Source organism: Geodermatophilus sp. SYSU D01045, from assembly GCF_054050295.1.
Genome location: NZ_JBJGZB010000008.1, coordinates 101,086 through 121,279, shown reverse-complemented (window position 1 = coordinate 121,279; position 20,194 = coordinate 101,086). Strand labels below are relative to the sequence as shown.

Sequence of the window (20,194 nt, the reverse complement as noted above, 5' to 3'; positions counted from 1 at the left end):
CAGAGGCGCCCGCCCCGCCGTGGCGGGCCGAGCGCCCCCGGGCCACAGGTCCCGGGTACTCCGGCCTTCCGGCCGCGTCGGCCGCCCGCCCGGCCGGGGACCCTCGGAGCCCCACCACCGAGAGGAGGCCGACGTGGACGCGGTGAAGACCTGGACGGTGCGCATCGACATCGGCGAGCACGACGGCCGGACCCGCGCCGTCGCCCACCTGCAGCCCCGCGAGACCGCGGCGATGACCGGGATCGGGTTCGCTCGGCTCGACCCGGCCGACCGGGACGTCCCCGAGATCGGCGACGAGATCGCCGTCGCCCGGGCGCTGTCCGACCTGGCCCACCGGCTGCTGCGGGCCGCGACGGACGACGTCGAGCAGTCCACCGGCGAGGCCGCGCACCTGGTGATGTGACGGGCCGGCCCGGAGGTCCGACCGCACCGGCGGGCCCCCGGCCGGTGCGGTGAGTCCCGGCCGCGCCGGGAGTCCTGGTGGTGACGCGTCCTCCGGGCGCTCCGGAGGACACGTGGTCGGTCGACGACAGGGGCTCGACACGCAGAGGGGGTCGTCATGGACGTCCTGCACACCGGTCACGAGGACGACCTGCGGATCGAGCTCGGCCTCGCGCGCCTGGAGCTCGACGCTGCCCGGCGGGCGCGGCAGGGGAAGGACACGCCCGCGGCCCGGCAGCGGGTGGTGGACGTCCTGGGCCGCATCGACCGGCTGCTCGACCGGTGGAACGACCTCGCCCGCACCCCCGTCTGACCCGTCCACCCCTCCGTCGGGGTGCGGGACCGCGGCGATCCTGCAGGCTGGGACCGCCGCCCCGGCGCCGGGGCGCCCGGCTGGACGGAGGACACCCATGTGGGCACAGACGCTGCGCGGTCCCTTCCGGTTCGAGGAGGTGGAGGTCCCCGCCCCCGACGCCGGCGCGCTGCCGCCCGGGCACGTGCTGCTGGCGACCCGCGCCGGCGCCATCTGCGGCAGCGACCTGCCCAACTTCCGCGGTGGCGTGTGGCCGCACCCGGCCGCCGAGGACGGCTGGGGCGCCACCCGCGCACCGGGCTTCCCGATGCACGAGATCGTCGGGGAGGTCGTCGCCAGCCGGCACCCCGGCCACGCCCCCGGCGACCTCGTCGTCGGCTGGGCCTCGATGTTCGACGGCATCGCCGAGCTCGTCGTCACCGACGGCGAGGGGCTGGCCGGCTACGACACCGCCCTGCCGCCCACGATCGCGGTCATGCTGCAGCCGCTGGCCTGCGTCCTCTACGCCGCCGAGCAGCTCGGCGACGTGTCCGGGCAGTCGGTGGCCGTGATCGGCCAGGGCCCGATCGGCCTGCTGTTCAGCCACGTGCTGAAGGCGCGGGGCGCGGCGCGGGTGACCGGCGTCGACCCGGTGGACCGCAGCGACGTCGCGTCCGCCTTCGGCGTCGACGAGACGGTGACGGCGCGCGCCGAGCGGTGGGCGGGCACGCTGCCCGACGTCGGCCGGCCCTCCGTCGTCGTCGAGGCCGTGGGCCACCAGGTGACGACGCTCCAGCCGGCGCTGGACGCCGTCGCGCCCGGCGGCCAGGTCTTCTACTTCGGCGTCCCGGACGACCCGGTCTACCCGTTCGACATGATGACCTTCCTGCGGAAGAACCTGACCCTCCGCTCGGGCGTCACCCTGGAGCGCCGCCGGGTGCTGGCCGACGCCGGCGCCTACCTGGCCGCGCACCCGGAGCTGCGCGACTGCTACGTCACGCACGTCCACCCGGCCGCCGACGTGGAGGCGGCCTTCGGCGCCGCGGTCGCACCCCGGCCGGGGCAGCTCAAGATCGCGGTCGACATGACCTGACGGCCGCCGTCTCCGACCCCCGTCGGAGGTCGGAGACGTGTTGCGCCCGCCGCGCGGGCCCCACCATGCTGGCGCGGCACGGGGTTTCGGACGACGACGCACCGCGCCACCACCTGGAGGCTCCATGCGTGCACGACGACGGCGTCCCGCCGGAGACCAGGGCGAGGGCGCGCAGCCCGTCGTCGTCCGTCCCCGCCGGCCCCGGCGCCGCCCCGTCGTCAGCCACGACCCGGGCGCCTCACGGGTGGCGTCCCGCCGCCTCTCCCCGCGGGCCGAGGACGCCGTCACCGTCGCGGGAGCGCTGCTGTTCTCCGCGGTCGTGGTGGGCACCGCCGACGTCGTGACGGGCACGGTCGCCACCCCGGACGCCACCCCGGACGCCGCCGCGGGTCCCGCGTCCTCCGCGACGGTGTGGCTGGTGCTCGGCCTCGCCCTGCTGCTCGGGGGCGGGGTGCTCTCGGCGCTGGTCGCGCGGTGGGTCAGCGGCCGGCGCCCACCGACGGTCCGGCCGGCCGGGGTCCGGTCCCCGGAGCGGACGGTGTGGTGGGCCCGGCTGCCCGGCCGCGCCGCGCGCACCGCGACGGGCGCCGCGGTCCTGCTCGTCACGACGGGCGTCGCCTCGCTGGCCCAGGCCCTGCAGGGCACGCCCGCGACGGGCGGCATCGTCCGCGCCTTCAGCCAGATCTGGGAGGGCACGCCCGCCCCGTCGAGCCCGCCTCCGCCCGCAGCGGCGCCGTCGAGCGAGGCGGCGCCCGAGCCGGAGGCGGCACCCGGGCCGGAGCCGGAGGACGCCGGGACCCCGCGGACTCCGGACGAACCAGCCACCGGCGAGGTGCCAGCGCCCCCGGCGGGCGCCGTCGAGGCCCCGCCACCCGCGGCGGCCCCCACCGAGGCCGCCCCTCCGCCGCCGCCCGCGCCTGCACCCCCGCCGCCCCCCGAGGCCGACGCGCCCGACACCGGTGTCGCACCGGCACCAGCTCCCGAAACGGCACCCCCCGCCGCTGAGGAGACCGCACCGCCGGCCGCGCCGGAGCCGGACGTCGAGGACGAGGCCGGGGCCGCCTCCGGGACCGAGGACACCGCCGAGCCCACGACCGGGTCCGACGAGGTGACAGAGCCGGAGACCGAGCCGGAGACCGAGCCGGCGCCCGAGTCCGTCCCGTCGTCGGAGTCGGTCCCGTCGTCGCCGGAGGCTGCGACGGAGCCCGAGTGGCCGGCCGACACCGAGCCGGTGCCCGACACCGAGACCCCGTCCGAGCCCGAGCCGTCGACCGGTTACGAGCCGGAGGCCCCGCCCGAGCCCGGGACAGGGTCGACGCCAGAGCCGGAGACGCCGTCCGAACCGGCGCCGCCGTCCGAGCCGGTGCTGACCGAGCCGGAGACGTCGCCCGAACCGGTGCCCGCTCCCGATGCGGCGACCGGGACGGAGCCGGGAGCAGACACGGCGGGTGAGTCCGAGACGCTGCCGGACCAGGGACCTCCGTGGGCCACTGAGCCGGAGCAGGCACCTCCGTGGGCCACCGGGCCGGAGCCGCAGCCCGCACCGGAGACCTCGGCCGCCCCGGAGACGGGGCCGGAGCCGACGCCCGAGCCAGAGCCGGCTCCCGGATCCGAGGCGGCGTTCCCGCCGGACGCAGCGCCCGTGCCGGCACCCGAGCCCGCACCACAGGCAGAGCCGCCTCAGGCGGAGGCACAGGAGCCCAGCCCTCAGCAGCCGGCTCCGCAACCCGAGCCTGCACCTCAGCCTGAGTCTGAGCCTGCACCCGAGTCCGAGGTAGTGCCTGCTCCGGAACCGGCGCCGCAGCCGGAGCCAGCACCGCAGCCGGAGCCAGCACCGCAGCCGGAGCCCACACCGCAGCCGGAGGCAGAGGCCCCGCCGGAGCCAGCACCGCAGCCGGAGCCAGAGGCCCCGCCGGAGCAGGCGCCCCAGCCCGAGCAGGCGCCCCAGCCCGAGCAGCAGCCGGCACCTGCACCGGAGTCGGCGCCCGCGGCCGAGGGGCCACCAGCACCGGCAGGCGACCAGCCACCGGCACCGCAGCCCGAGGGCCCGCCCGCGCCTGCGCCCCAGCCGGAGCCGGCCCCCGACGCAGCACCCCAGCCGGATGCGGCGCCCGCCCCCGAGCCGCCACCGGCAGTCGAGCCGGCGCCTGGATCGGGCCCGGCACCCGCGCCCGAATCGGCCCCGCAGCCCGAGCCCTCACCGCAGCCCGAGGCTGCACCACCGCCTGAGGCGGAGCCTGCACCGGCACCCGACGCGGGACCCGAACCGGAGCCTGCGCCAGCACCCGAACCCGCGCCTACCCCTGGACCCGCGCCCGAACCGGAGCCCACTCCGGAACCGGCACCCGAGCCCGAACCGGCACCCGAGCCCGGACCGGCACCCGAGCCCGGACCGGCACCCGAGCCCGGACCGGCACCTCAGCCGGAAGAGGCCCCCCAGCCAGAAGAGGCCCCCCAGCCAGAAGAGGCCCCCCAGCCAGAAGAGGCACCCCAGCCGGAGGAGGCTCCCCAGCCGGAGCCGGCCGGCGAACCGGCGCCCGCGCCCGAGACCGCGGAGGAGCCACCCCCGGCGCCGTGAGACGTCCGGGCCCGGTCAGCCGCGCCCGGCCGCTCCCAGGGTGCCGTCGTGCGGGCCGGCGGACCGGGCGGAGCGGGCGTCCAGCCACGCCTGCCACTCCGAGCGTCCACCGGCGCCGGCCCGCGCCGCGCCGACGACGGCCAGGACCACCACCACGGCCACCAGCAGCAGCAGGCCGCCGACGATGTACTCCCAGCCGAACAGCGGCGGGACGGTCATGCTCCCCGGGTCCGGCGGGGTCGGGACGTCGGCCATGCGCCGAGCGTGCCCGACCGCGCGCCACCGCGACGCCCTGCGGCGGACTTCCACCCGCGAGGGCGACGTCACGCAGAGAGAGCCCCGGAGCCGGGGGCACCCGATCAGGCGCGCCGGGGTCGCCTCCCGGGTGATCGCCCCTCGGAGCGCTGACGGCGCCGCGGTCGGCCGCCCTACCGTCCCGGGGATCCGGAACGGACCCGGACGTGGAGGGAGGCAGCCGGATGACCGCCGAGCTGCAGGTCGACGAGGAGCTCCGCCCGACGGGCCCGGGGCGACGGCGGCCCAACGTCTCCGGGGACCTGCCCACGGTCCTCGAGGCCGGCCCGATGTTCGGCCGCGCCGTGGCCGGCTACGACCGCTTCCAGGTCGACACCTACGTGCAGTGGGCCGAGGACCAGCTCGCCACCGCCGACCGCGAGCGCGAGCACCTCGTCACCCGCCTGCTGAGCACCCGCGCCGAGCTCGACGAGGCCCGGGCGCTGCTCGGCCACTCGTCCGGGGGCGGGGAGTTCCTCCAGCTGTCCCGGCGGATCGGGGCGATGCTCGCCGCGGCGGCCGACGAGGCCGAGGGCATGCGCGCCGAGGCCGAGGCCGCCTGGGCCGCCGCCTCCGAGCAGGCGGAGCGGATCGTCGCCCGCGCGCAGCGGACCCTCGCCGACGCCGAGGCCGAGGCGGACCGGACGGCGGCCGCGGCGGCCGCACACGTCACCGAGACGGCCGCGCGGGCCGCCCGGCTCCTCGCCGACGCCGAGCAGGCGGCCGCCGCCACCCGCGCGGAGGCCGCGGCGCGGCTGGAGGAGATCGGGGCGGCCGGGCGCCGCGCCGCCGCGGACGCCGACCGGGTGCGGCAGCGCGCCGAGGAGGACGCGGTCGCCGCCCGGGTCCGGGCGCGGGCCGAGATCGTCGCGATGCTGGCCACCGGCCGCGAGGAGCGGCGGCGCGCCGACGCCGAGGCGGCCGCCACCCGGGACCGCCTCGACGGCGAGGCCGTGACGCGCCGCGCCGCCCTCCTGGCGGAGGTGGCGGACCTCGAACGGCGGCGGTCCGCGCTCCGGGCGGAGCTCGACCTGCTCGACCGCCCGTCACCCGCCCTCCCGCGCGGGCGGGTGGAGGCCCTCCGGCGGTGGGCGCACCTCCTGCGCGGGGGCCGCCACCGCGCGTCCTGACCCCGGACGGCGCAGCGCCCCCTTCCCCGGCCCCGGCGTCGGTGGTGCACTTCCCCCCTCGGCTTCCCGGCGACGCCAGCAGGGTCTGGAGGCGGCGATGTCCCTGGAGCAGGACGTGGCGGCGGCCCGCCGCGCGGTGGACGCGCTGGAACGGGCGTGCGCACCGCTGACGGGTCGCTTCGGTGACACCGTGGACGCCCGCCGGCTCAGGGTCGACGTCGCCCGGCTGCGCGACGACCTGGACCTCCTGTGCGGGGCCCGGGTCCGCAGGGCCTGGGAGCCGTTCGCGACCGTCTACGGCGACGGCGACGACGAGGGCCTGGGCGGGTCCGGCCGCACCCACCGGTGACCACCACCGCGCCGCGCGGGACGGGGGCGACCTCGGCCGGACGCGGCGACGGCGGGCCGGCCCCGCGCCGCGCGACGATCGCGGCGCGGACCCTGCGCACCGACCGCTGGTGGCTGCAGCCGGCGCTCACGGTCGTGGCGCTGCTCGCGTTCGTCGTCTACGCGACGTTCCGGGCGTTCCAGAACGCCTACTACTTCTCCGAGCCCTACATCTCGCCGTTCTACTCGCCGTGCCTGTCGACCCGGTGCGAGGGCGACACCTTCCCCGAGTTCTTCACCGGCCCGGCGTGGATCTCCCCGGCGATCTACATCCTGGTCTTCCCGCTGGGCATCCGGCTGACCTGCTACTACTACCGGAAGGCCTACTACCGGTCGTTCTGGCTGTCGCCGCCGGCCTGCGCGGTCGCCGAGCCGCACCGGCGCTACACGGGTGAGACGCGGTTCCCGCTGGTCGGGCAGAACGTGCACCGCTACTTCCTCTACGCGGCGCTGGTCATCAACGTCGTCCTCTTCTACGACGCCGTCCTCGCCTTCCGCGACGAGACCGGCGAGTGGGGCCACATGGGGCTGGGCACGCTGGTGCTGCTGGTCAACGCGACGCTGCTGGCCCTCTACTCGCTGTCCTGCCACTCGTGCCGGCACGTCGTCGGCGGGCGGCTGAACCACTTCTCCCGGCACCCGATCCGCTACCGCGCCTGGACGCTGGTGTCCCGGCTCAACGCCCGCCACATGCAGTGGGCGTGGGCGTCGATGGTCAGCGTGGCGCTGGCCGACCTCTACGTCCTCCTGCTCGCCACCGACACGATCCGGGACGTGAGGTTCTTCTGATGGAGCTCGAGCGGCACGCCTACGACGTCGTGGTGGTGGGGGCCGGCGGCGCCGGGCTGCGGGCGGCGATCGCGGCGCACGAGGCCGGCGCGCGCACCGCCGTCGTCTGCAAGTCCCTGCTCGGCAAGGCGCACACGGTCATGGCCGAGGGCGGCATCGCCGCGGCGATGGGTAACGCCTGGCCGGAGGACGGCTGGCGGGTGCACTTCCGGGACACCATGCGCGGCGGGAAGATGCTCAACCACTGGCGCATGGCGCAGATCCACGCGCAGGAGGCGCCCGACCGGGTGCGCGAGCTCGAGGACTGGGGCGCGCTGTTCGACCGCACCCCCGACGGGCTGATCAGCCAGCGCGACTTCGGCGGCCACCGCTACGCCCGGCTCGCGCACGTCGGCGACCGCACCGGCCTGGAGCTCATCCGCACCCTGCAGCAGCGCACCGTCGCCCTCGGCGTCGACGTGTTCATGGAGTGCACGGTCACCCGGCTGGTCACCGACGACGAGGGCGTCACCGGGGCGTTCGGCTACTGGCGGGAGTCGGGCCGGTTCGTCGCCTGGGAGGCCCCCTCGGTGGTGCTGGCCACCGGAGGCATCGGCAAGGCCTACAAGGTCACCTCGAACTCGTGGGAGTACACCGGCGACGGGCACTCGCTGGCGCTGCAGGCCGGCGCCGGGCTGGTGAACATGGAGTTCGTCCAGTTCCACCCGACCGGCATGGTCTGGCCGCCGTCGGTGCGCGGGATCCTGGTCACGGAGAGCGTCCGCGGCGACGGCGGCGTGCTGCGCAACTCGGCCGGCAACCGGTTCATGTTCGACTACATCCCGGACTACTTCCGCAAGGAGACGGCGGAGACCGAGGACGAGGCCGACCGCTGGTACGAGGACAAGAAGAACAACCGCCGCCCGCCCGAGCTGCTCCCCCGCGACGAGGTCGCCCGCGCCATCAACAGCGAGGTCAAGGCCGGCCGCGGCTCCCCGCACGGCGGCGTGTTCCTCGACATCGCCACCCGCCGCCCGGCCGAGTACGTCCGCCGCCGGCTGCCGTCGATGTACCACCAGTTCAAGGAGCTGGCCGACGTCGACATCACCGCCGAGGCGATGGAGGTCGGCCCCACCTGCCACTACGTGATGGGCGGCGTCGAGGTCGACCCGGACACCGCCGCGGCGTCCGTGCCGGGGCTGTTCGCCGCGGGCGAGGTCGCCGGCGGCATGCACGGGTCCAACCGGCTCGGCGGCAACTCGCTGTCGGACCTGCTGGTGTTCGGCCGCCGCGCCGGCGCGGCCGCCGCGGAGCACGCGGCCAAGCGGGCCGGCGTGGTGGCGCTCGCCGAGGAGGCGCTGGCCGACGCCGCGCGGGCGGCGCTGGCGCCGTTCGAGCGGGAGGGCGGCGAGAACCCCTACACCGTGCAGCAGGAGCTGCAGCAGACGATGCACGACCTGGTCGGGATCATCCGCACCGCGCCGGAGGTGGAACAGGCGCTGGACCGGATCGCCGGCCTGCGGGAGCGGGTCGCGGCGCTGTCGGTCGAGGGGCACCGGCAGTACAACCCCGGCTGGCACCTGGCGCTGGACCTGCCGCACCTGCTGCTGGTCAGCGAGTGCATCGCCCGCGCCGCGCTGGCCCGCGAGGAGAGCCGCGGCGGGCACACCCGCGACGACTTCCCCGCGACCGACCCGGAGTGGGGCCGCACCAACCTGGTCTGCACGCGGACGGCGGACGGCGGGGTGACCGTGGCCCGGCAGCCGCTGCCACAGATGCCGCCGGAGCTCGCCGAGGTCTTCGAGGAGGGGACGTGACCGAGCCGGGGGAACCGAGCATCGGCGGGACGGACGACGGCGCCGGGCGCGGCGCCGGCGATGGCGGGGACGGCGGCTACGACGCCACCTTCCGGGTCTGGCGGGGCGACGCGTCCGGCGGGGAGCTGCAGACCTTCACCGTCCCGGTGCACGAGGGCGAGGTCGTCCTCGACGTCATCCACCGCATCCAGGCGACCCAGGCCGGCGACCTCGCCGTCCGGTGGAACTGCAAGGCCGGCAAGTGCGGCTCGTGCAGCGCGGAGGTCAACGGCCGGCCGCGGCTGATGTGCCTGACCCGCATGAGCACCTTCGCCGAGGACGAGCCGGTCACCGTCACCCCGCTGCGCACGTTCCCGGTGATCCGCGACCTGGTCACCGACGTCTCCTACAACTACGAGAAGGCCGCGCAGGTCCCGGCGTTCACCCCGCGCCCGCGTGATCCCGACGGCAACCACCGGATGCAGCAGGTCGACGTCGAGCGGCCGCAGGAGTTCCGCAAGTGCATCGAGTGCTGGCTGTGCCAGGACACCTGCCACGTCATCCGCGACCACGAGGAGAACAAGGCCGCCTTCGCCGGACCGCGCTTCCTCATCCGGCTGGCCGAGCTGGACATGCACCCGCTCGACGTCGCCGACCGGCGGGACGCCGCCCGCGAGGAGTTCGGCGTCGGCTACTGCAACATCACCAAGTGCTGCTCCGAGGTCTGCCCCGAGGGCATCCACCTCACCGACAACGGCATCATCCCGCTCAAGGAGCGGGTGGTGGACCGCCGGTACGACCCGCTGACCTGGCTGGGGTCGAGGATCGGGCGGCGCCCGCGGCGGTGACGCCCGGGGACGTGCACGGGCCCGTTGCCACGCGCGGGGACCGCGAGAACGCTCCCTCGTGCGGCGGTGCCGCACCGGGCGTCGCCGCGCGCACGAGAGGAGCGGTGACGTGTACGCACGGACGACCACCATCCACGGCACGACCCAGGCGATCGACGACGCGGTCACCTACATGCGCGACGAGGTGATGCCGGTGGTCCAGGAGATGGACGGCTTCGTCGGCCTGTCCTTCCTCGCCGACCGCGGGAGCGGACGCTGCATCGTCGCGACCGCCTGGCAGACCGAGGAGGCGATGAACGCCACGGCGGACCGGGTGCGGCCGATGCGCGACCGGGTCGCGGAGGTCCTCGGCGGTGGAGCGGAGGTGCGGACCTGGGAGATCGCCTCACTGCACCGGCTGCACGAGGCCCCGGCCGGGGCCTGTGCCCGGGTCACCTGGCTGCGCGCGGACCCCGACCGGGTCGAGCAGCTCCTGGACACCTTCCGGATGGGCGTGCTGCCGAGCCTCGAGGAACTGGACGGCTTCTGCAGCGCCAGCCTGCTGGTCGACCGCCGGGAGGGGGCGGCCGCCGCCACCGTGACGTACGCGGACCGCGCGACCCTGGAGCGCACCCGGGAGGCCGGCACGGCCATCCGGGAGCGGGCGAGCCGGGAGAGCGGCGCCGACATCGTCGACGTCGCCGAGTTCGAGCTGGTCCTGGCCCACCTCCGGGTGCCCGAGACCGTCTGAGCGCCACCCCGCGGTGGGGCGGTCCGCGCCCCACCGCGGGCCCGTCGGTCAGGACCCGGCGGCCACCGGCCGGCGGGCCAGCCGGTCGACGCACGCGTGGGTGCGCTCGAGCAGCTCGTGCGCCGCGGCGGGGGTCGGCGCGATCGCGGTCAGCCCGAACCGGCCGTCGACCGCCAGCCCCGACAGCATGTGCAGGACGACGCCGCTGCGGGTGCGCCGGTCGAAGCGCAGCCCCTCGCGGTCGACCGCGTCGACGACCTCCCGCGGCGGCAGCCCGGTCCAGGCGGGGTCGACGAGGTTGTCGGTGGCGCAGTAGCAGTGGACGGTGCCGTCGTCGGCGGTCCACCGGCCGAGGTCGGGGTCGTAGCGGCCGGGCACGAGGTTGCGCAGCACCGTGTAGGGGTGCGTCGTGCCGCCCTTGCGGAGGTTGATCTCCAGCCCCTGCAGCGTCTCCCCGCCCGGGCCGGACGTGGCGACGAAGTCGACGCCGTACCGGCCGCGGGCGCCGCACCGGGACAGCGCCTCCCCCGCCGCCCGCCCGTACCGGCCGAGCTCCGCGGCGTAGCGCGGCTCGGCCGGGAAGCGGCACCCGAGGTACACCTGGCCGCTGTCGCCCCCGAGCACCTGCTCGTGGGTGGACAGCACGGTCACGCGCCCGTCCGGGGTGATCTCGCCCTGCACGCTGGGGCTGGCGAACCGCTCCCCGGTCACGAACTCCTCGACCACCCCGCCCAGGGTCAGCGCGGTGAGGTACCAGTCGGGCAGCCGGCGGACGGCGTCACGCAGGTGGCCCGCCGAGCCGGGCAGGCCCTGGCGGCGCAGCACCACGTTGCCGTCGCCGGCGCCGCTGTCGTCGAGCTTGAGCACCACGCCCGCCGCGTCCGGCCGGCGCCGCAGCACGTCGTCGACGGCGCGGTCGACGTCCTCGACGGTGTGCACGTCCTCGCACCCGGCCGGCACCGGGACCCCGGCGCCGGCGAGCAGCCGCCGGCCCGCGCTCTTGAACCCCAGCGGCCACAGCTCCGGCGCGGTGCCGTCGACCGGCACGTCGAGCCGCCGGGCGATCTCGACCTCGTCGGCGGTGACGTTCCACGGCTCGAGGAACGCCGGCCGGCCGCCGATGTGCCGGCGCAGGTCCTCGACCAGGTCCGGCCGGTCGCGCAGCTTCGCGGCGACCGGGCGGTAGGAGGTGTCGGGGACGACGAGCACCCGCAGCCGCCGGCGCACCGAGGCCCGGGCGGCGGGCGGCACCAGGGAGAGGTAGTGGTCGACCAGCGCCTGCGGCGGCGGGGCGCTGCTGACGAAGACCATCTCGCAGCCGGGGACGCGGGGCAGCAGGAGGACGGTCACCAGGTACCGGTGCTCCAGGGCCGGCAGGCGGTCGGCGTAGTGCGACAGCAGCGACTCGCCGATGCTGAACGAGGGCAGGGTGACCAGCACGTGCGGGGTCGAGGAGCCCGGCGCGTTCGCCGCGCAGGCCGGTGCCAGGTCCCGCTGCAGATCGGTGAACTCCCGCACGGCGCCCCCCGGCGCGCTCGTCCCCCGCGCGGGGAGCATCCTCCCGCAGGATCGGCGGCCGGAGGAGCCCGTCGGGCGCGCGGCGTCAGGAGCGGCCGGTCAGCCAGAGCAGGAGGCCGATGACCAGCCCGACCGTCGCGTGGCCGACCACGCCGCGCGCGTGGCTGACCAGCGGGTAGGCGGTCATCGTCGGCAGCGCCGTGCCCTCGTCGACCAGCAGGAAGGCGGCGGCGCCGACGGCCGGCCCGGCGGCCAGCGGGGGCACGCCGCGGCGGACCAGCGTCGCGGCGAGCACCCCGTAGGTCACGCCGAAGGTCCGGTGCACGGCGAGCCCGACCCGGCCCGCCGCCGCGTCGTCGAGGTCGCGGCCCGCGACGGCGCCGAGCTGCTTACCCAGCTGCACGAGCGCGCCGCCCGGCGCGATCTCCTCCTCCCGCCGCCGGGACTCCGCGCTCTGCCGGCCGTGGAACCAGCCGGTGGCGGCGTCCATGGTGCGGCTGGCCGCGTACCCGGCCAGCGCCCCGGTCCAGAGCGAGCTGCGGCTACCCGTCATGGCGCCACCGTGGCGGTCCGGCGGCGCGCCGGGCAGGGGGTGCGGGCCGCCGCGGGGCCGCCGCCGTCCGGAGCGGGCGCGTCCGGACGGTCGGTGCCCGCGGACCCACGGTCAGGCGGGGGTCCGCGGCGCCGCGGCGTCGGCGGCCGAGGCGCGCGGGCCGGGCACCGGGGGCCGGCGCAGCGGCCGGAACGCGGTCCGCAGCTCGTCGACGAGCAGGTGCGGCTCCTCCCACGCGGCGAAGTGACCGCCCCGCGGCAGCCGGTTGTAGTGGAGGAGGCGGGGATAGGCGCGCTCGGTCCAGCTGCGCGGCGCCTCGTACTGCTCGCCGGGGAACACGCTGACGGCGACCGGGACCTGCACGCCCTTGGCGTCGAAGAAGCCGCCGCGGTACTCCCAGTACAGCCGGGAGGCGGAGACGCCGGTGCCGGTGAGCCAGTAGAGCGTGACGTTGTCGAGGACCTCGTCGCGCGTGAGCTCCCCCGTGCTGCTCGCCGTCCGGTCGAGGGCGGCCATGACGGCGGCGGCGGGCTGGCCGTCGGCGTCGTTGTGGTCCAGCAGCCAGGCGGCCAGGCCGACGGGCGAGTCGGCGATGCCGTAGAGGGTCTGCGGCCGGGCGGCCATGTAGCGGGCGTATTCCACCTGCCCGAACGTCCGGATCAGCTGCCCGTAGGCGCGGCGCTCCTCGTCGGAGAGGCCGGGGGGCGGCGGCTCGCCGGCCAGGGCGGCCGCGTTGACGTCGGCCGGGACGGTGGCCGGCATGTTGGTGTGGAGCGCGAGCAGCCCCGGCGGCGCCTGCAGGCCCATCTGGTCGACGACGAACGCGCCCCAGTCGCCGCCCTGCGCGACGTAGCGCTCGTAGCCCAGGCGCTCCATGAGCGTGGCCCAGGCGCGGGCCATGCGCTCGGGCCCCCAGCCGGTGCCCGTCGGCTTGCCGGAGAAGCCGTAGCCGGGCATCGAGGGGACCACCACGTCGAAGGCGTCGGCGGCGTCCCCGCCGTGCGCCGTCGGGTCCACCAGCGGGCCGATGATCTTCAGCTGCTCGACCACGGAGCCGGGCCAGCCGTGGTTGACCACCAGCGGCAGGGCGTCCTCGTGCCGGGAGCGGACGTGCAGGAAGTGGATCTCCAGCCCGTCGATCTCGGTGAGGAACTGCGGCAGGGCGTTGAGCCGGGCCTCGCAGGCGCGCCAGTCGTACGCGGTGGCCCAGTGGTCCGCGAGGGCCTGCATCGTCGCGAGCGGCACGCCCTGGGAGGTGTCCGGGACCGTCTCCCGCTCGGGCCATACCGTCGCCGCGACGCGCCGGCGCAGCTCCGCGAGCGCCTCGTCCGGCACCTCCACCCGGAACGGGCGGACGGTCCCTGCTGTCGCGGTGGTCATGGCCCGCTCCCTCCTGGAGGTGCGTCGGTTCAGCCGAAGGTGAGGACGTACGCGGCCACGCCCGGGGCGGTGAACTCGACCTCGAACAGCCGGTCGCGGACCGGCCCCGGCTGCCGCACCAGCTGGTACAGCCGCCGGTCGGTCAGCACGCCGTGGCCCCGCTCGTCCACGTCGAGCCCGGCGGCGTCGCCCGGCGGCCGGCCGTCGAGGAGCACCCGGAACGGCACCGGGGCCCCGGGAGCGACCGGGCCCGTGACCAGGTGCAGGTCGCGGGCGGAGAAGCGACAGGCGAGGCGGCCGCCCGCCTCGTCGAGGACCGCGGCCTCGCCGCCGACGGTCCACCGGCCGGCCAGGGCCCACGAGCCGAGCCGGAGGCCGGACGGCAGCTCGTAGGTCCGGGACGCGTCCGGGGCGAGGCCGTGCGGGGAGGCGAAGGCGGCGGCCCGGACGTGGCCCAGGTACTCCTCCGGGGACCGCAGGTCGTCCCAGGCGGCCGGGGCCTCGACGCCCTCGCCGGTGACCACCACCGGGTCGAGGTCGGGGACGTCGGCACCGGCCTCGGCCAGCAGCTGCCGGACCACCGTCTCCGACCGCGTCTCGTCGCCCTCGCCGAACCAGTGGTGCCGGATGCGCCCGGTGCCGTCGACGAAGTACAGCGCCGGCCAGTAGCGGTTGGCGAACGCGTCCCAGATCGCGTACCCGCTGTCGAGCGCGACCGGGTGCGTGACCCGCAGCGCCTCCAGCGCCCGGCGTACGGCGCCGGCGTCCCGCTCGAACGAGAACTCCGGCGTGTGCACGCCCAGGACGACCAGCCCGTGCTCCCGGTACCGGTCGGCCCACGCCCGCACGTACGGCAGGGTGCGCAGCCAGTTGATGCACGTGAAGGTGCAGAAGTCGACGACGACGACGCGGCCGCGCAGCCCCTCGGTGGTCAGCGGCGCGGTGTTCAGCCAGCCGGTCGCCCCGTCGAGCGCGGGCATCCGGCCCTCGGTGGGCAGGAGCGCGGGAGTGGCCACGTGCAGCACCTCCGGGGCTCAGGCCCGGGCGTCGGTCCCCGTGGCCGGCTCCGGGGGCCACCACAGGAACCGGACGCCGGTCATCTCGAACCGGGTGCCGGAGGCGTCCGAGCCGCACCGGAGGACGACCTGCATGCACGTGGGGCACCGGAGCACGAGGGCGGGGGCGTCGGCGTAGACCAGGTGTTGCCCCAGCGGGGCGCGGCCCCCGCAGTACGTGCAGGTGGACACGGCCGCGGTCGCCTCGGCGGTGAGCACCTCCGCGAGGACGCCTGCCGCCGCGTTCCCGTCCAGCCGGCGCTCGTCGACCCCGGAGGGCGCCCCGCCGGTCCCGTCGTCGGACGCGTGCTCGGACAGCTGCATCGCCGTCCCCTCCCCCGGCCGCCGGCGCCGCCGTGCCGGCCACTGTCGCGCCGGGCGCGGCGCCGCGCATCGGTCATCCGACCGTCCCCGCGTCCCGCGTCCGCGGTCGTGAACCCCTGGCCGCCGCCGCATCCGCTGGGGGAGACTCGCACCTCCACGGGGGGCGAGGCCACGACGCCGGCACCGGGCGGTGCGGGAGCCGCGACGCGTCCGGACGGCGGGAGTCGAGGGAGGCCCCTCGTGGACGACGTCCCGGGAGCACGCGGCAGCGAGCTGGTCGGCCGGCGGGCCGAGTGCGAGGTGCTGCGGGCGTTCCTGGAGCGGGCCGCCGCCGGGGGCGACGTCCTCCTGGTGACCGGCGACCGCGGCGTCGGGAGGACGGCGCTGCTCGACGCGGCCGCGGCGTCGGCGGCAGCGGCCGGGGCCCTGGTGCTGCGGGCCGCGGGGGTCGAGTCCGAGGCCGACGTCGACCACGCGGGCCTCCACCAGCTCCTGCTGCCCCTGCCGGGCGGGCCGGTCGACCCGTCCGGACCCCGGGACGACGCGCTGGCCGCCGCCGTGTCCTCCGCGCCGGCCGCGGCGCCCGGCCCGCTGGCGGTGGCCGCGGCCACGTCCGCGCTGCTCGACCGCGCGGCGGGGGGCCGCCCGGTGCTCCTGGTCGTCGACGACCTGCCGGAGCTGGACCGGGCCAGCGCCCGCGTGCTGGGCCTCCTCGCCCGCCGCCTGGCGGGACGGCGCTGGGGCGTCCTCGCCGCCGCGGGGACCGCCGGTGACCCGGTCCTGCGCGACGCCGCGCCGGCGCTCCTGGAGCTGGGCCCGCTGGACGACCCCTCGTCGGCGGAGCTGCTCCGCGCCCGCCGGCCCGACCTGCCCGCCCCGGTGCGCCGGCGGGTCCTCGACGCGGCGCGGGGCAACCCGCTGGCCCTGCTCGAGCTGCCCGACCTCCTCGCCGGGCAGGAGCCGGGCGGGCCGCTCCCCCTCCCACCGGGCACGCGGCTCGACGCGGCCTTCGCCCGGCCGGTCGGCCGGCTGCCGGCGGCCACGCGCGCGCTGCTCCTGCTGGCCGCCCTCGAGGGCACCGGCGACCTGCGCACGGTGCGCGCGGCCGCGCTCGACGAGGACCGGCGCGGGGACCGGGAGCGCGGCGGCGACTGGCTGGACGACCTCGCCCCAGCCGAGCGTGCGGGGATGGTCGACGTCGACGTGGCCACCGGCCGCCTGGTGCTGCGGCACCCGCTGACCGGCGCGGCGGCGGTGGCGCTGGCGACCAGCGGCGAGCGGCGGCGCGCGCACGCCGCCCTGGCCTCGGCGCTGGTCGACGAGCCGGAGCGCTGCGCCCGGCACCTGGCGCAGGCCACCGTGGGACCGGACGCGCACGCGGCCGGCCTGCTCGAGCGGTCGGCCGCCCGGGCCGGGCAGCGGGGGGACGCCGCCCGGGCGGTCGCCGTCCAGCTGCAGGCCGCCCGCCTCACACCGCCCGGTCCCGACCGCGCCGGCCGGCTGGCCGGGGCCGCGGCCGCGGCCGTCGCGACGACCGGCGACCTGCGGGCCGTCCCGCAGCTGCTCGCGGAGGCGCGGGTCGCGGACCCGGGGGGCGGCGGGTCGCCGGCGGTCGCGGTGGCCACGGCGCTGCACCTGCTGCACGCCGAGGGCGACGTCGAGACCGCCCACCTCCTGCTCGCGCGTGCCGCCGCGGCCGCACCGGGGCCCGGCGGCGCCGTCGTCGACGACGCCCTGCACGGCCTGCTGCTCGCGTGCCACCTCGCCGGCCGGGAGGACCTGTGGCGCCTCCTGGAGGACGCGCTGGCGCGGCTGGGCCCGGACGCACCTCCCGCGGTGTCCGTCGCCGTCCGCACGTTCGCCGACCCGGCCCGGGCGACACCCGCCGACCTCGACCGCCTCGACGACCTCCTGACCGCAGCCCAGGCGGACGCCGACCCGGCGCGCGTCGTCCGGGCCGCCCGCGCGGCCTCCTCCACCGACCGGCTCGGCGGCTGCCGGCCGGCGCTGGAGCGGGTGGCGGCCGACGGGCGCCACGGCGGTGCGGCCGCCGCCGCGGTCGACGCGCTGGCGCTGCTGTGCTCCGACGCGTTCCGCCGGGGGCGCTGGGACGAGGCCGCGCGCACCGCCGGGGAGGCGGTCGCCCGGGGCGCGGACCTGGGGTACCGGCTCGCTCCCCTGCCCGCGGCGTACTGCCTGGCCCTGCTGGCCGCCGCGCGCGGCGACGGGGCGGCGGTCCGGGCGCGGGTGCAGGACCTGACCACGGAGGCCGTCGTCCACGGGGTGCGCCTGGCCGGGCATCTCGCCGCCCACGTGTGCGGGCTGGCCGCACTGGGCCGCGGCGAGTTCGACGACGCCCACCGGCACCTGTCGGCGGTCAGCGCGCCGGGCGGGTTCGCCCCCCACGTGCCGATCGCGCCGGTGGTGGCCATGGACCTGGTCGAGGCGGCGGTGCGGACCGGACGGCGGACCGAGGCCGAGGAGCACGTCGCCGCCATGCGACGGGCGCCGCTGTTCCGGTCCCGGCCGGGCTTCGCGCTGCTGCTGGCCGGGGCGGCCGCGCTCGTGGCGCCGGAGGAGGACGCCACGGCGCGCTTCGAGGCCGCGCTCGCCGTCCCGGGGGCGGAGCGGTTCCCGTTCGACCACGCGCGGGTCCGGCTGGCGCACGGGGAGCACCTGCGCCGGTCCCGGGCGACCAGCGCCTCGCGGGTGCAGCTGGCCGCGGCGCTGGAGACCTTCGAGCGGCTCGGCGCCGCACCGTGGGCGGCGCGGGCGTCGGCCGAGCTGCGGGCGACCGGGTCGGCCCCGCGCCGGCCCTCGGGCGGGCCCTCGCCGGCCTCGCTGACCGCCCAGGAGTACGAGATCGCCATGCTCGCCGCCACGGGGTTGTCCAACAAGCAGATCGGCCACCGCCTGTACCTCTCCCCGCGGACGGTGGGCGCGCACCTCTACCGCGCCTTCCCGAAGCTCGGCGTCACCGCCCGTGCCGCGCTGCGGGACGCGCTGGCCGCGGGCGCGACCGCCGGGGCCACCGCCGGCACGCCGCGCTCGTCGCCCGACGGGTGAGCACCGGCGGTGGGTCGATCGACTGATGCCGCCGGGGGTCCCGCTCGGGCAGGGTCGGGCGGCGTCGGGAGGAGCTGCCATGTCCCTGATCTCCCGGGGGTTCGGTCACCGCGCGTCGGCGGACACCCCCCGCGACCGCCTGCCACCGGGCCAGTACGACGTCGGCGCCGGCTTCCCCGTCCTGTCCGCCGGGCCGACCCCGCGGACGCCGCTCTCGGCGTGGGACCTCACCGTGCAGGGCGAGGTGGACGGCGTGCGCCGCTGGACGTGGGAGGAGTTCCGGCAGCTGCCCCGCGAGGCGGTCTCCGTCGACATCCACTGCGTCACCAAGTGGTCGAAGTTCGACACCCGGTGGGAGGGCGTCGCCGTCGACACGCTGCTCGGCGAGGTCCGGCCGGAGGTGGCCTACGTCGTGGCCTTCTGCGACGGCGGCTACACCACGAACCTGCCCCTGGCCGACGTGACCGGCGGCCGGGCCTGGGTGGTCGACACCTACGAGGGCGAGCCGCTGGCCCCCGAGCACGGCGGGCCGGCCCGGCTGCTGGTCCCGCACCTGTACTTCTGGAAGAGCGCCAAGTGGCTGCGCGGCTTCGCGCTGAGCCGCCTGGACGAGCCCGGTTTCTGGGAGACGTTCGGCTACCACGACCGCGGGGACCCATGGCTGGAACAGCGGTACAGCGGCGACTGACCTGGCTGCGGGCCACGGTCGTCGACAGCGTCCCCGAGACGGCCTGGGTGCGGCGGTTGCGCTTCGAGGTGCCCGGCTGGACGGGGCACCTCCCGGGCCAGCACGTCGACCTGCGCCTGACCGCGGAGGACGGCTACACGGTCCAGCGCAGCTACTCGATCGCCTCCGCGCCCGAGGACCCCCTGCTGTCCCTGATGGTCGAGCGGCTCGACGGCGGGGAGGTGTCGCCCTACCTCACCGGCGAGCTGCGCGCGGGCGACGTGCTGGAGCTGCGCGGCCCCATCGGCGGGTACTTCGTGTGGTCGGCGGGCGCGGACCTCGAGCGGGGCGAGACCCGGCCGGTGCAGCTGGTCGCCGGGGGCGTGGGCGTCGCGCCGTTCCTGGCGATGCTCGACCACCGGCGCCGCACCGGGGCCCCGTCGCCGGTCCGGCTGCTGTACTCCGCGCGCACGGCCGACCACGTCCTCGGCCGCGACCGGCTGGAGCCGGAGGCCACGATCACCCTCACCCGCGCGGCGCCGCCCGGGTGGCGGGGCCTGACCGGCCGCGTCGACCGCGCGGTGCTCGAGGAGCGGACGTTCGCGCCGACGGAGCGGCCGCGGACCTTCGTCTGCGGGCCCACGTACTTCGTGGAGGACGTCGCCACCGCCCTGGTCGACATCGGCCACGACCCGTCCTGGATCCGGCTCGAGCGCTTCGGCGGCCCGGGCGCCGGGACGTGACGGGCACCCGCCACCGCACCCGAGGAGCCGCCTTGTCCACGACCGACCCCGCCACCGCGCCCCCGGCCGCGCCGGTCGTCCGCCCGCTGGCGGTGGGCGACCTCGCGCGGCCCGCGGTCACCACCGTGGAGCCGCGGGCCCACCTCGCCGCGGCCGCGTACCTCCTGAGGCACGCCGGGGACGGCGCCCTCGTCGTCCTGCGCGACGCCGACGACCGCGTCCCGCTCGGGCTGGTCACCGACGCCGACGTCGCGCAGGCGGTCGCCGACGGCCGGGACCCGGAGCGGGTGCGGATCAGCGACGTCGTGTCCGGCCCCGCCGTCGTGGTGGAACGGGACACCACGGTCGCCGCGGCGCTGGACCTCGTGCTCGAGCGGGGGCTGATCCACCTCCCGGTGGTCGACGGCGGCCGGCTGGTCGGCATCGTCGGGATGGCGGACCTGTGCCGGGCCGTGCTCCGCGCCCCCGCGGACGCCGCGCAGGACGGGCCGGGGGTCCTCCCGGGTTAGACCCACGAGGTGGGCCGGCCCC

Annotated in this window: 19 protein-coding genes; 13 read left to right on the top strand and 6 right to left on the bottom strand. The window is 77.5% G+C overall.

The window, feature by feature from the left end; translation table 11 throughout:
- Nucleotides 1-133: 133 nt before the first annotated feature.
- The 3 genes from ACI798_RS08730 to ACI798_RS08720 all read left to right on the top strand — a co-directional run bounded on the left by ACI798_RS08730 (nt 134) and on the right by ACI798_RS08720 (nt 1,826).
- Nucleotides 134-403, top strand: coding sequence for a DUF1876 domain-containing protein (locus tag ACI798_RS08730; RefSeq protein WP_457047713.1), 270 nt, complete (start codon nt 134-136; stop codon nt 401-403).
- Between the two features lie 156 nt (nt 404-559).
- Nucleotides 560-754, top strand: coding sequence for a hypothetical protein (locus ACI798_RS08725; protein ID WP_456939260.1), 195 nt, complete (start codon nt 560-562; stop codon nt 752-754).
- Nucleotides 755-851: 97 nt separating this feature from the next.
- Nucleotides 852-1,826 carry a zinc-binding dehydrogenase gene (locus tag ACI798_RS08720; RefSeq protein WP_457047712.1) on the top strand — a complete coding sequence of 325 codons (975 nt, stop codon included), beginning with the start codon at nt 852-854 and terminating at the stop codon, nt 1,824-1,826.
- 2,593 nt (nt 1,827-4,419) lie between these two features.
- On the opposite strand, the gene ACI798_RS08715 is transcribed toward ACI798_RS08720, so the two are convergent.
- On the bottom strand, nt 4,420-4,659 hold the full coding sequence (locus ACI798_RS08715) for a hypothetical protein (RefSeq protein ID WP_457047711.1): 240 nt from the start codon (nt 4,657-4,659) through the stop codon (nt 4,420-4,422).
- 224 nt (nt 4,660-4,883) lie between these two features.
- On the opposite strand from ACI798_RS08715, the gene ACI798_RS08710 reads away from it, so the two are divergent.
- The 6 genes from ACI798_RS08710 to ACI798_RS08685 all read left to right on the top strand — a co-directional run bounded on the left by ACI798_RS08710 (nt 4,884) and on the right by ACI798_RS08685 (nt 10,357).
- Entirely contained in the window at nt 4,884-5,828 is a 945-nt protein-coding gene (locus tag ACI798_RS08710; RefSeq protein WP_456939263.1) for a hypothetical protein, read from the top strand.
- Nucleotides 5,829-5,925: 97 nt separating this feature from the next.
- The gene (locus ACI798_RS08705; protein ID WP_456939264.1) at nt 5,926-6,177 is read left to right on the top strand and encodes a hypothetical protein; all 252 of its coding nucleotides are present in this window, start codon (nt 5,926-5,928) and stop codon (nt 6,175-6,177) included.
- Nucleotides 6,174-7,004, top strand: a complete 831-nt coding sequence (locus ACI798_RS08700; protein ID WP_456939265.1) for a hypothetical protein — start codon at nt 6,174-6,176, stop codon at nt 7,002-7,004. The genes ACI798_RS08705 and ACI798_RS08700 overlap by 4 nt, the downstream gene beginning before the upstream one ends.
- Nucleotides 7,004-8,800 (top strand): fumarate reductase/succinate dehydrogenase flavoprotein subunit, encoded by a 1,797-nt coding sequence (locus ACI798_RS08695; protein ID WP_457047710.1) that lies wholly within the window; start codon nt 7,004-7,006, stop codon nt 8,798-8,800. The genes ACI798_RS08700 and ACI798_RS08695 overlap by 1 nt, the downstream gene beginning before the upstream one ends.
- Nucleotides 8,797-9,627: a succinate dehydrogenase/fumarate reductase iron-sulfur subunit gene (locus ACI798_RS08690; RefSeq protein ID WP_456939267.1), complete on the top strand. Its 831-nt coding sequence runs from the start codon at nt 8,797-8,799 to the stop codon at nt 9,625-9,627. Before ACI798_RS08695 ends, ACI798_RS08690 begins: the two co-directional genes overlap by 4 nt.
- A 109-nt stretch (nt 9,628-9,736) precedes the next feature.
- Entirely contained in the window at nt 9,737-10,357 is a 621-nt protein-coding gene (locus ACI798_RS08685; RefSeq protein ID WP_456939268.1) for a hypothetical protein, read from the top strand.
- Between the two features lie 48 nt (nt 10,358-10,405).
- Here ACI798_RS08685 and ACI798_RS08680 read toward each other — a convergent pair whose 3' ends face one another.
- The 5 genes from ACI798_RS08680 to ACI798_RS08660 form a co-directional block, all read right to left on the bottom strand.
- A complete protein-coding gene (locus ACI798_RS08680) occupies nt 10,406-11,914 on the bottom strand; it encodes a peptide ligase PGM1-related protein (protein ID WP_456939269.1) in 1,509 nt (502 codons plus the stop codon).
- A gap of 46 nt (nt 11,915-11,960) precedes the next feature.
- Complete coding sequence (locus tag ACI798_RS08675; protein WP_456939270.1) at nt 11,961-12,428, bottom strand: hypothetical protein; 468 nt, start codon at nt 12,426-12,428, stop codon at nt 11,961-11,963.
- Nucleotides 12,429-12,539: 111 nt separating this feature from the next.
- The gene (locus tag ACI798_RS08670) at nt 12,540-13,808 is read right to left on the bottom strand and encodes an epoxide hydrolase family protein (RefSeq protein WP_457047709.1); all 1,269 of its coding nucleotides are present in this window, start codon (nt 13,806-13,808) and stop codon (nt 12,540-12,542) included.
- Between the two features lie 29 nt (nt 13,809-13,837).
- Nucleotides 13,838-14,824: a thioredoxin gene (locus ACI798_RS08665; protein WP_457047708.1), complete on the bottom strand. Its 987-nt coding sequence runs from the start codon at nt 14,822-14,824 to the stop codon at nt 13,838-13,840.
- Between the two features lie 18 nt (nt 14,825-14,842).
- The gene (locus ACI798_RS08660; protein WP_456939273.1) at nt 14,843-15,187 is read right to left on the bottom strand and encodes a DUF6510 family protein; all 345 of its coding nucleotides are present in this window, start codon (nt 15,185-15,187) and stop codon (nt 14,843-14,845) included.
- 240 nt (nt 15,188-15,427) lie between these two features.
- Here ACI798_RS08660 and ACI798_RS08655 point away from each other — a divergent pair, with 240 nt between their 5' ends.
- From ACI798_RS08655 to ACI798_RS08640, 4 genes are all read left to right on the top strand, one after another.
- Complete coding sequence (locus ACI798_RS08655; protein ID WP_457047707.1) at nt 15,428-18,253, top strand: AAA family ATPase; 2,826 nt, start codon at nt 15,428-15,430, stop codon at nt 18,251-18,253.
- A 79-nt stretch (nt 18,254-18,332) separates the two neighbouring features.
- Complete coding sequence (locus ACI798_RS08650) at nt 18,333-18,941, top strand: molybdopterin-dependent oxidoreductase (RefSeq protein ID WP_456939275.1); 609 nt, start codon at nt 18,333-18,335, stop codon at nt 18,939-18,941.
- A complete protein-coding gene (locus ACI798_RS08645) occupies nt 18,911-19,663 on the top strand; it encodes a ferredoxin reductase (protein ID WP_457047706.1) in 753 nt (250 codons plus the stop codon). The genes ACI798_RS08650 and ACI798_RS08645 overlap by 31 nt, the downstream gene beginning before the upstream one ends.
- Nucleotides 19,664-19,695: 32 nt before the next feature.
- Nucleotides 19,696-20,172: a CBS domain-containing protein gene (locus tag ACI798_RS08640; RefSeq protein WP_456939277.1), complete on the top strand. Its 477-nt coding sequence runs from the start codon at nt 19,696-19,698 to the stop codon at nt 20,170-20,172.
- Nucleotides 20,173-20,194: the final 22 nt, after the last annotated feature.

Excerpts from the sequence above, each read along its gene's own strand:
- ACI798_RS08680 (WP_456939269.1), bottom strand. The coding sequence starts at position 11,914 with ATGCTCCCCGCGCGGGGGACGAGCGCGCCGGGGGGCGCCGTGCGGGAG.
- ACI798_RS08720 (WP_457047712.1), top strand. The coding sequence starts at position 852 with ATGTGGGCACAGACGCTGCGCGGTCCCTTCCGGTTCGAGGAGGTGGAG.
- ACI798_RS08695 (WP_457047710.1), top strand. The coding sequence starts at position 7,004 with ATGGAGCTCGAGCGGCACGCCTACGACGTCGTGGTGGTGGGGGCCGGC.
- ACI798_RS08675 (WP_456939270.1), bottom strand. The coding sequence starts at position 12,428 with ATGACGGGTAGCCGCAGCTCGCTCTGGACCGGGGCGCTGGCCGGGTAC.
- ACI798_RS08705 (WP_456939264.1), top strand. The coding sequence starts at position 5,926 with ATGTCCCTGGAGCAGGACGTGGCGGCGGCCCGCCGCGCGGTGGACGCG.
- ACI798_RS08650 (WP_456939275.1), top strand. The coding sequence starts at position 18,333 with ATGTCCCTGATCTCCCGGGGGTTCGGTCACCGCGCGTCGGCGGACACC.
- ACI798_RS08660 (WP_456939273.1), bottom strand. The coding sequence starts at position 15,187 with ATGCAGCTGTCCGAGCACGCGTCCGACGACGGGACCGGCGGGGCGCCC.
- ACI798_RS08645 (WP_457047706.1), top strand. The coding sequence starts at position 18,911 with ATGGCTGGAACAGCGGTACAGCGGCGACTGACCTGGCTGCGGGCCACG.
- ACI798_RS08715 (WP_457047711.1), bottom strand. The coding sequence starts at position 4,659 with ATGGCCGACGTCCCGACCCCGCCGGACCCGGGGAGCATGACCGTCCCG.
- ACI798_RS08710 (WP_456939263.1), top strand. The coding sequence starts at position 4,884 with ATGACCGCCGAGCTGCAGGTCGACGAGGAGCTCCGCCCGACGGGCCCG.
- ACI798_RS08670 (WP_457047709.1), bottom strand. The coding sequence starts at position 13,808 with ATGACCACCGCGACAGCAGGGACCGTCCGCCCGTTCCGGGTGGAGGTG.
- ACI798_RS08725 (WP_456939260.1), top strand. The coding sequence starts at position 560 with ATGGACGTCCTGCACACCGGTCACGAGGACGACCTGCGGATCGAGCTC.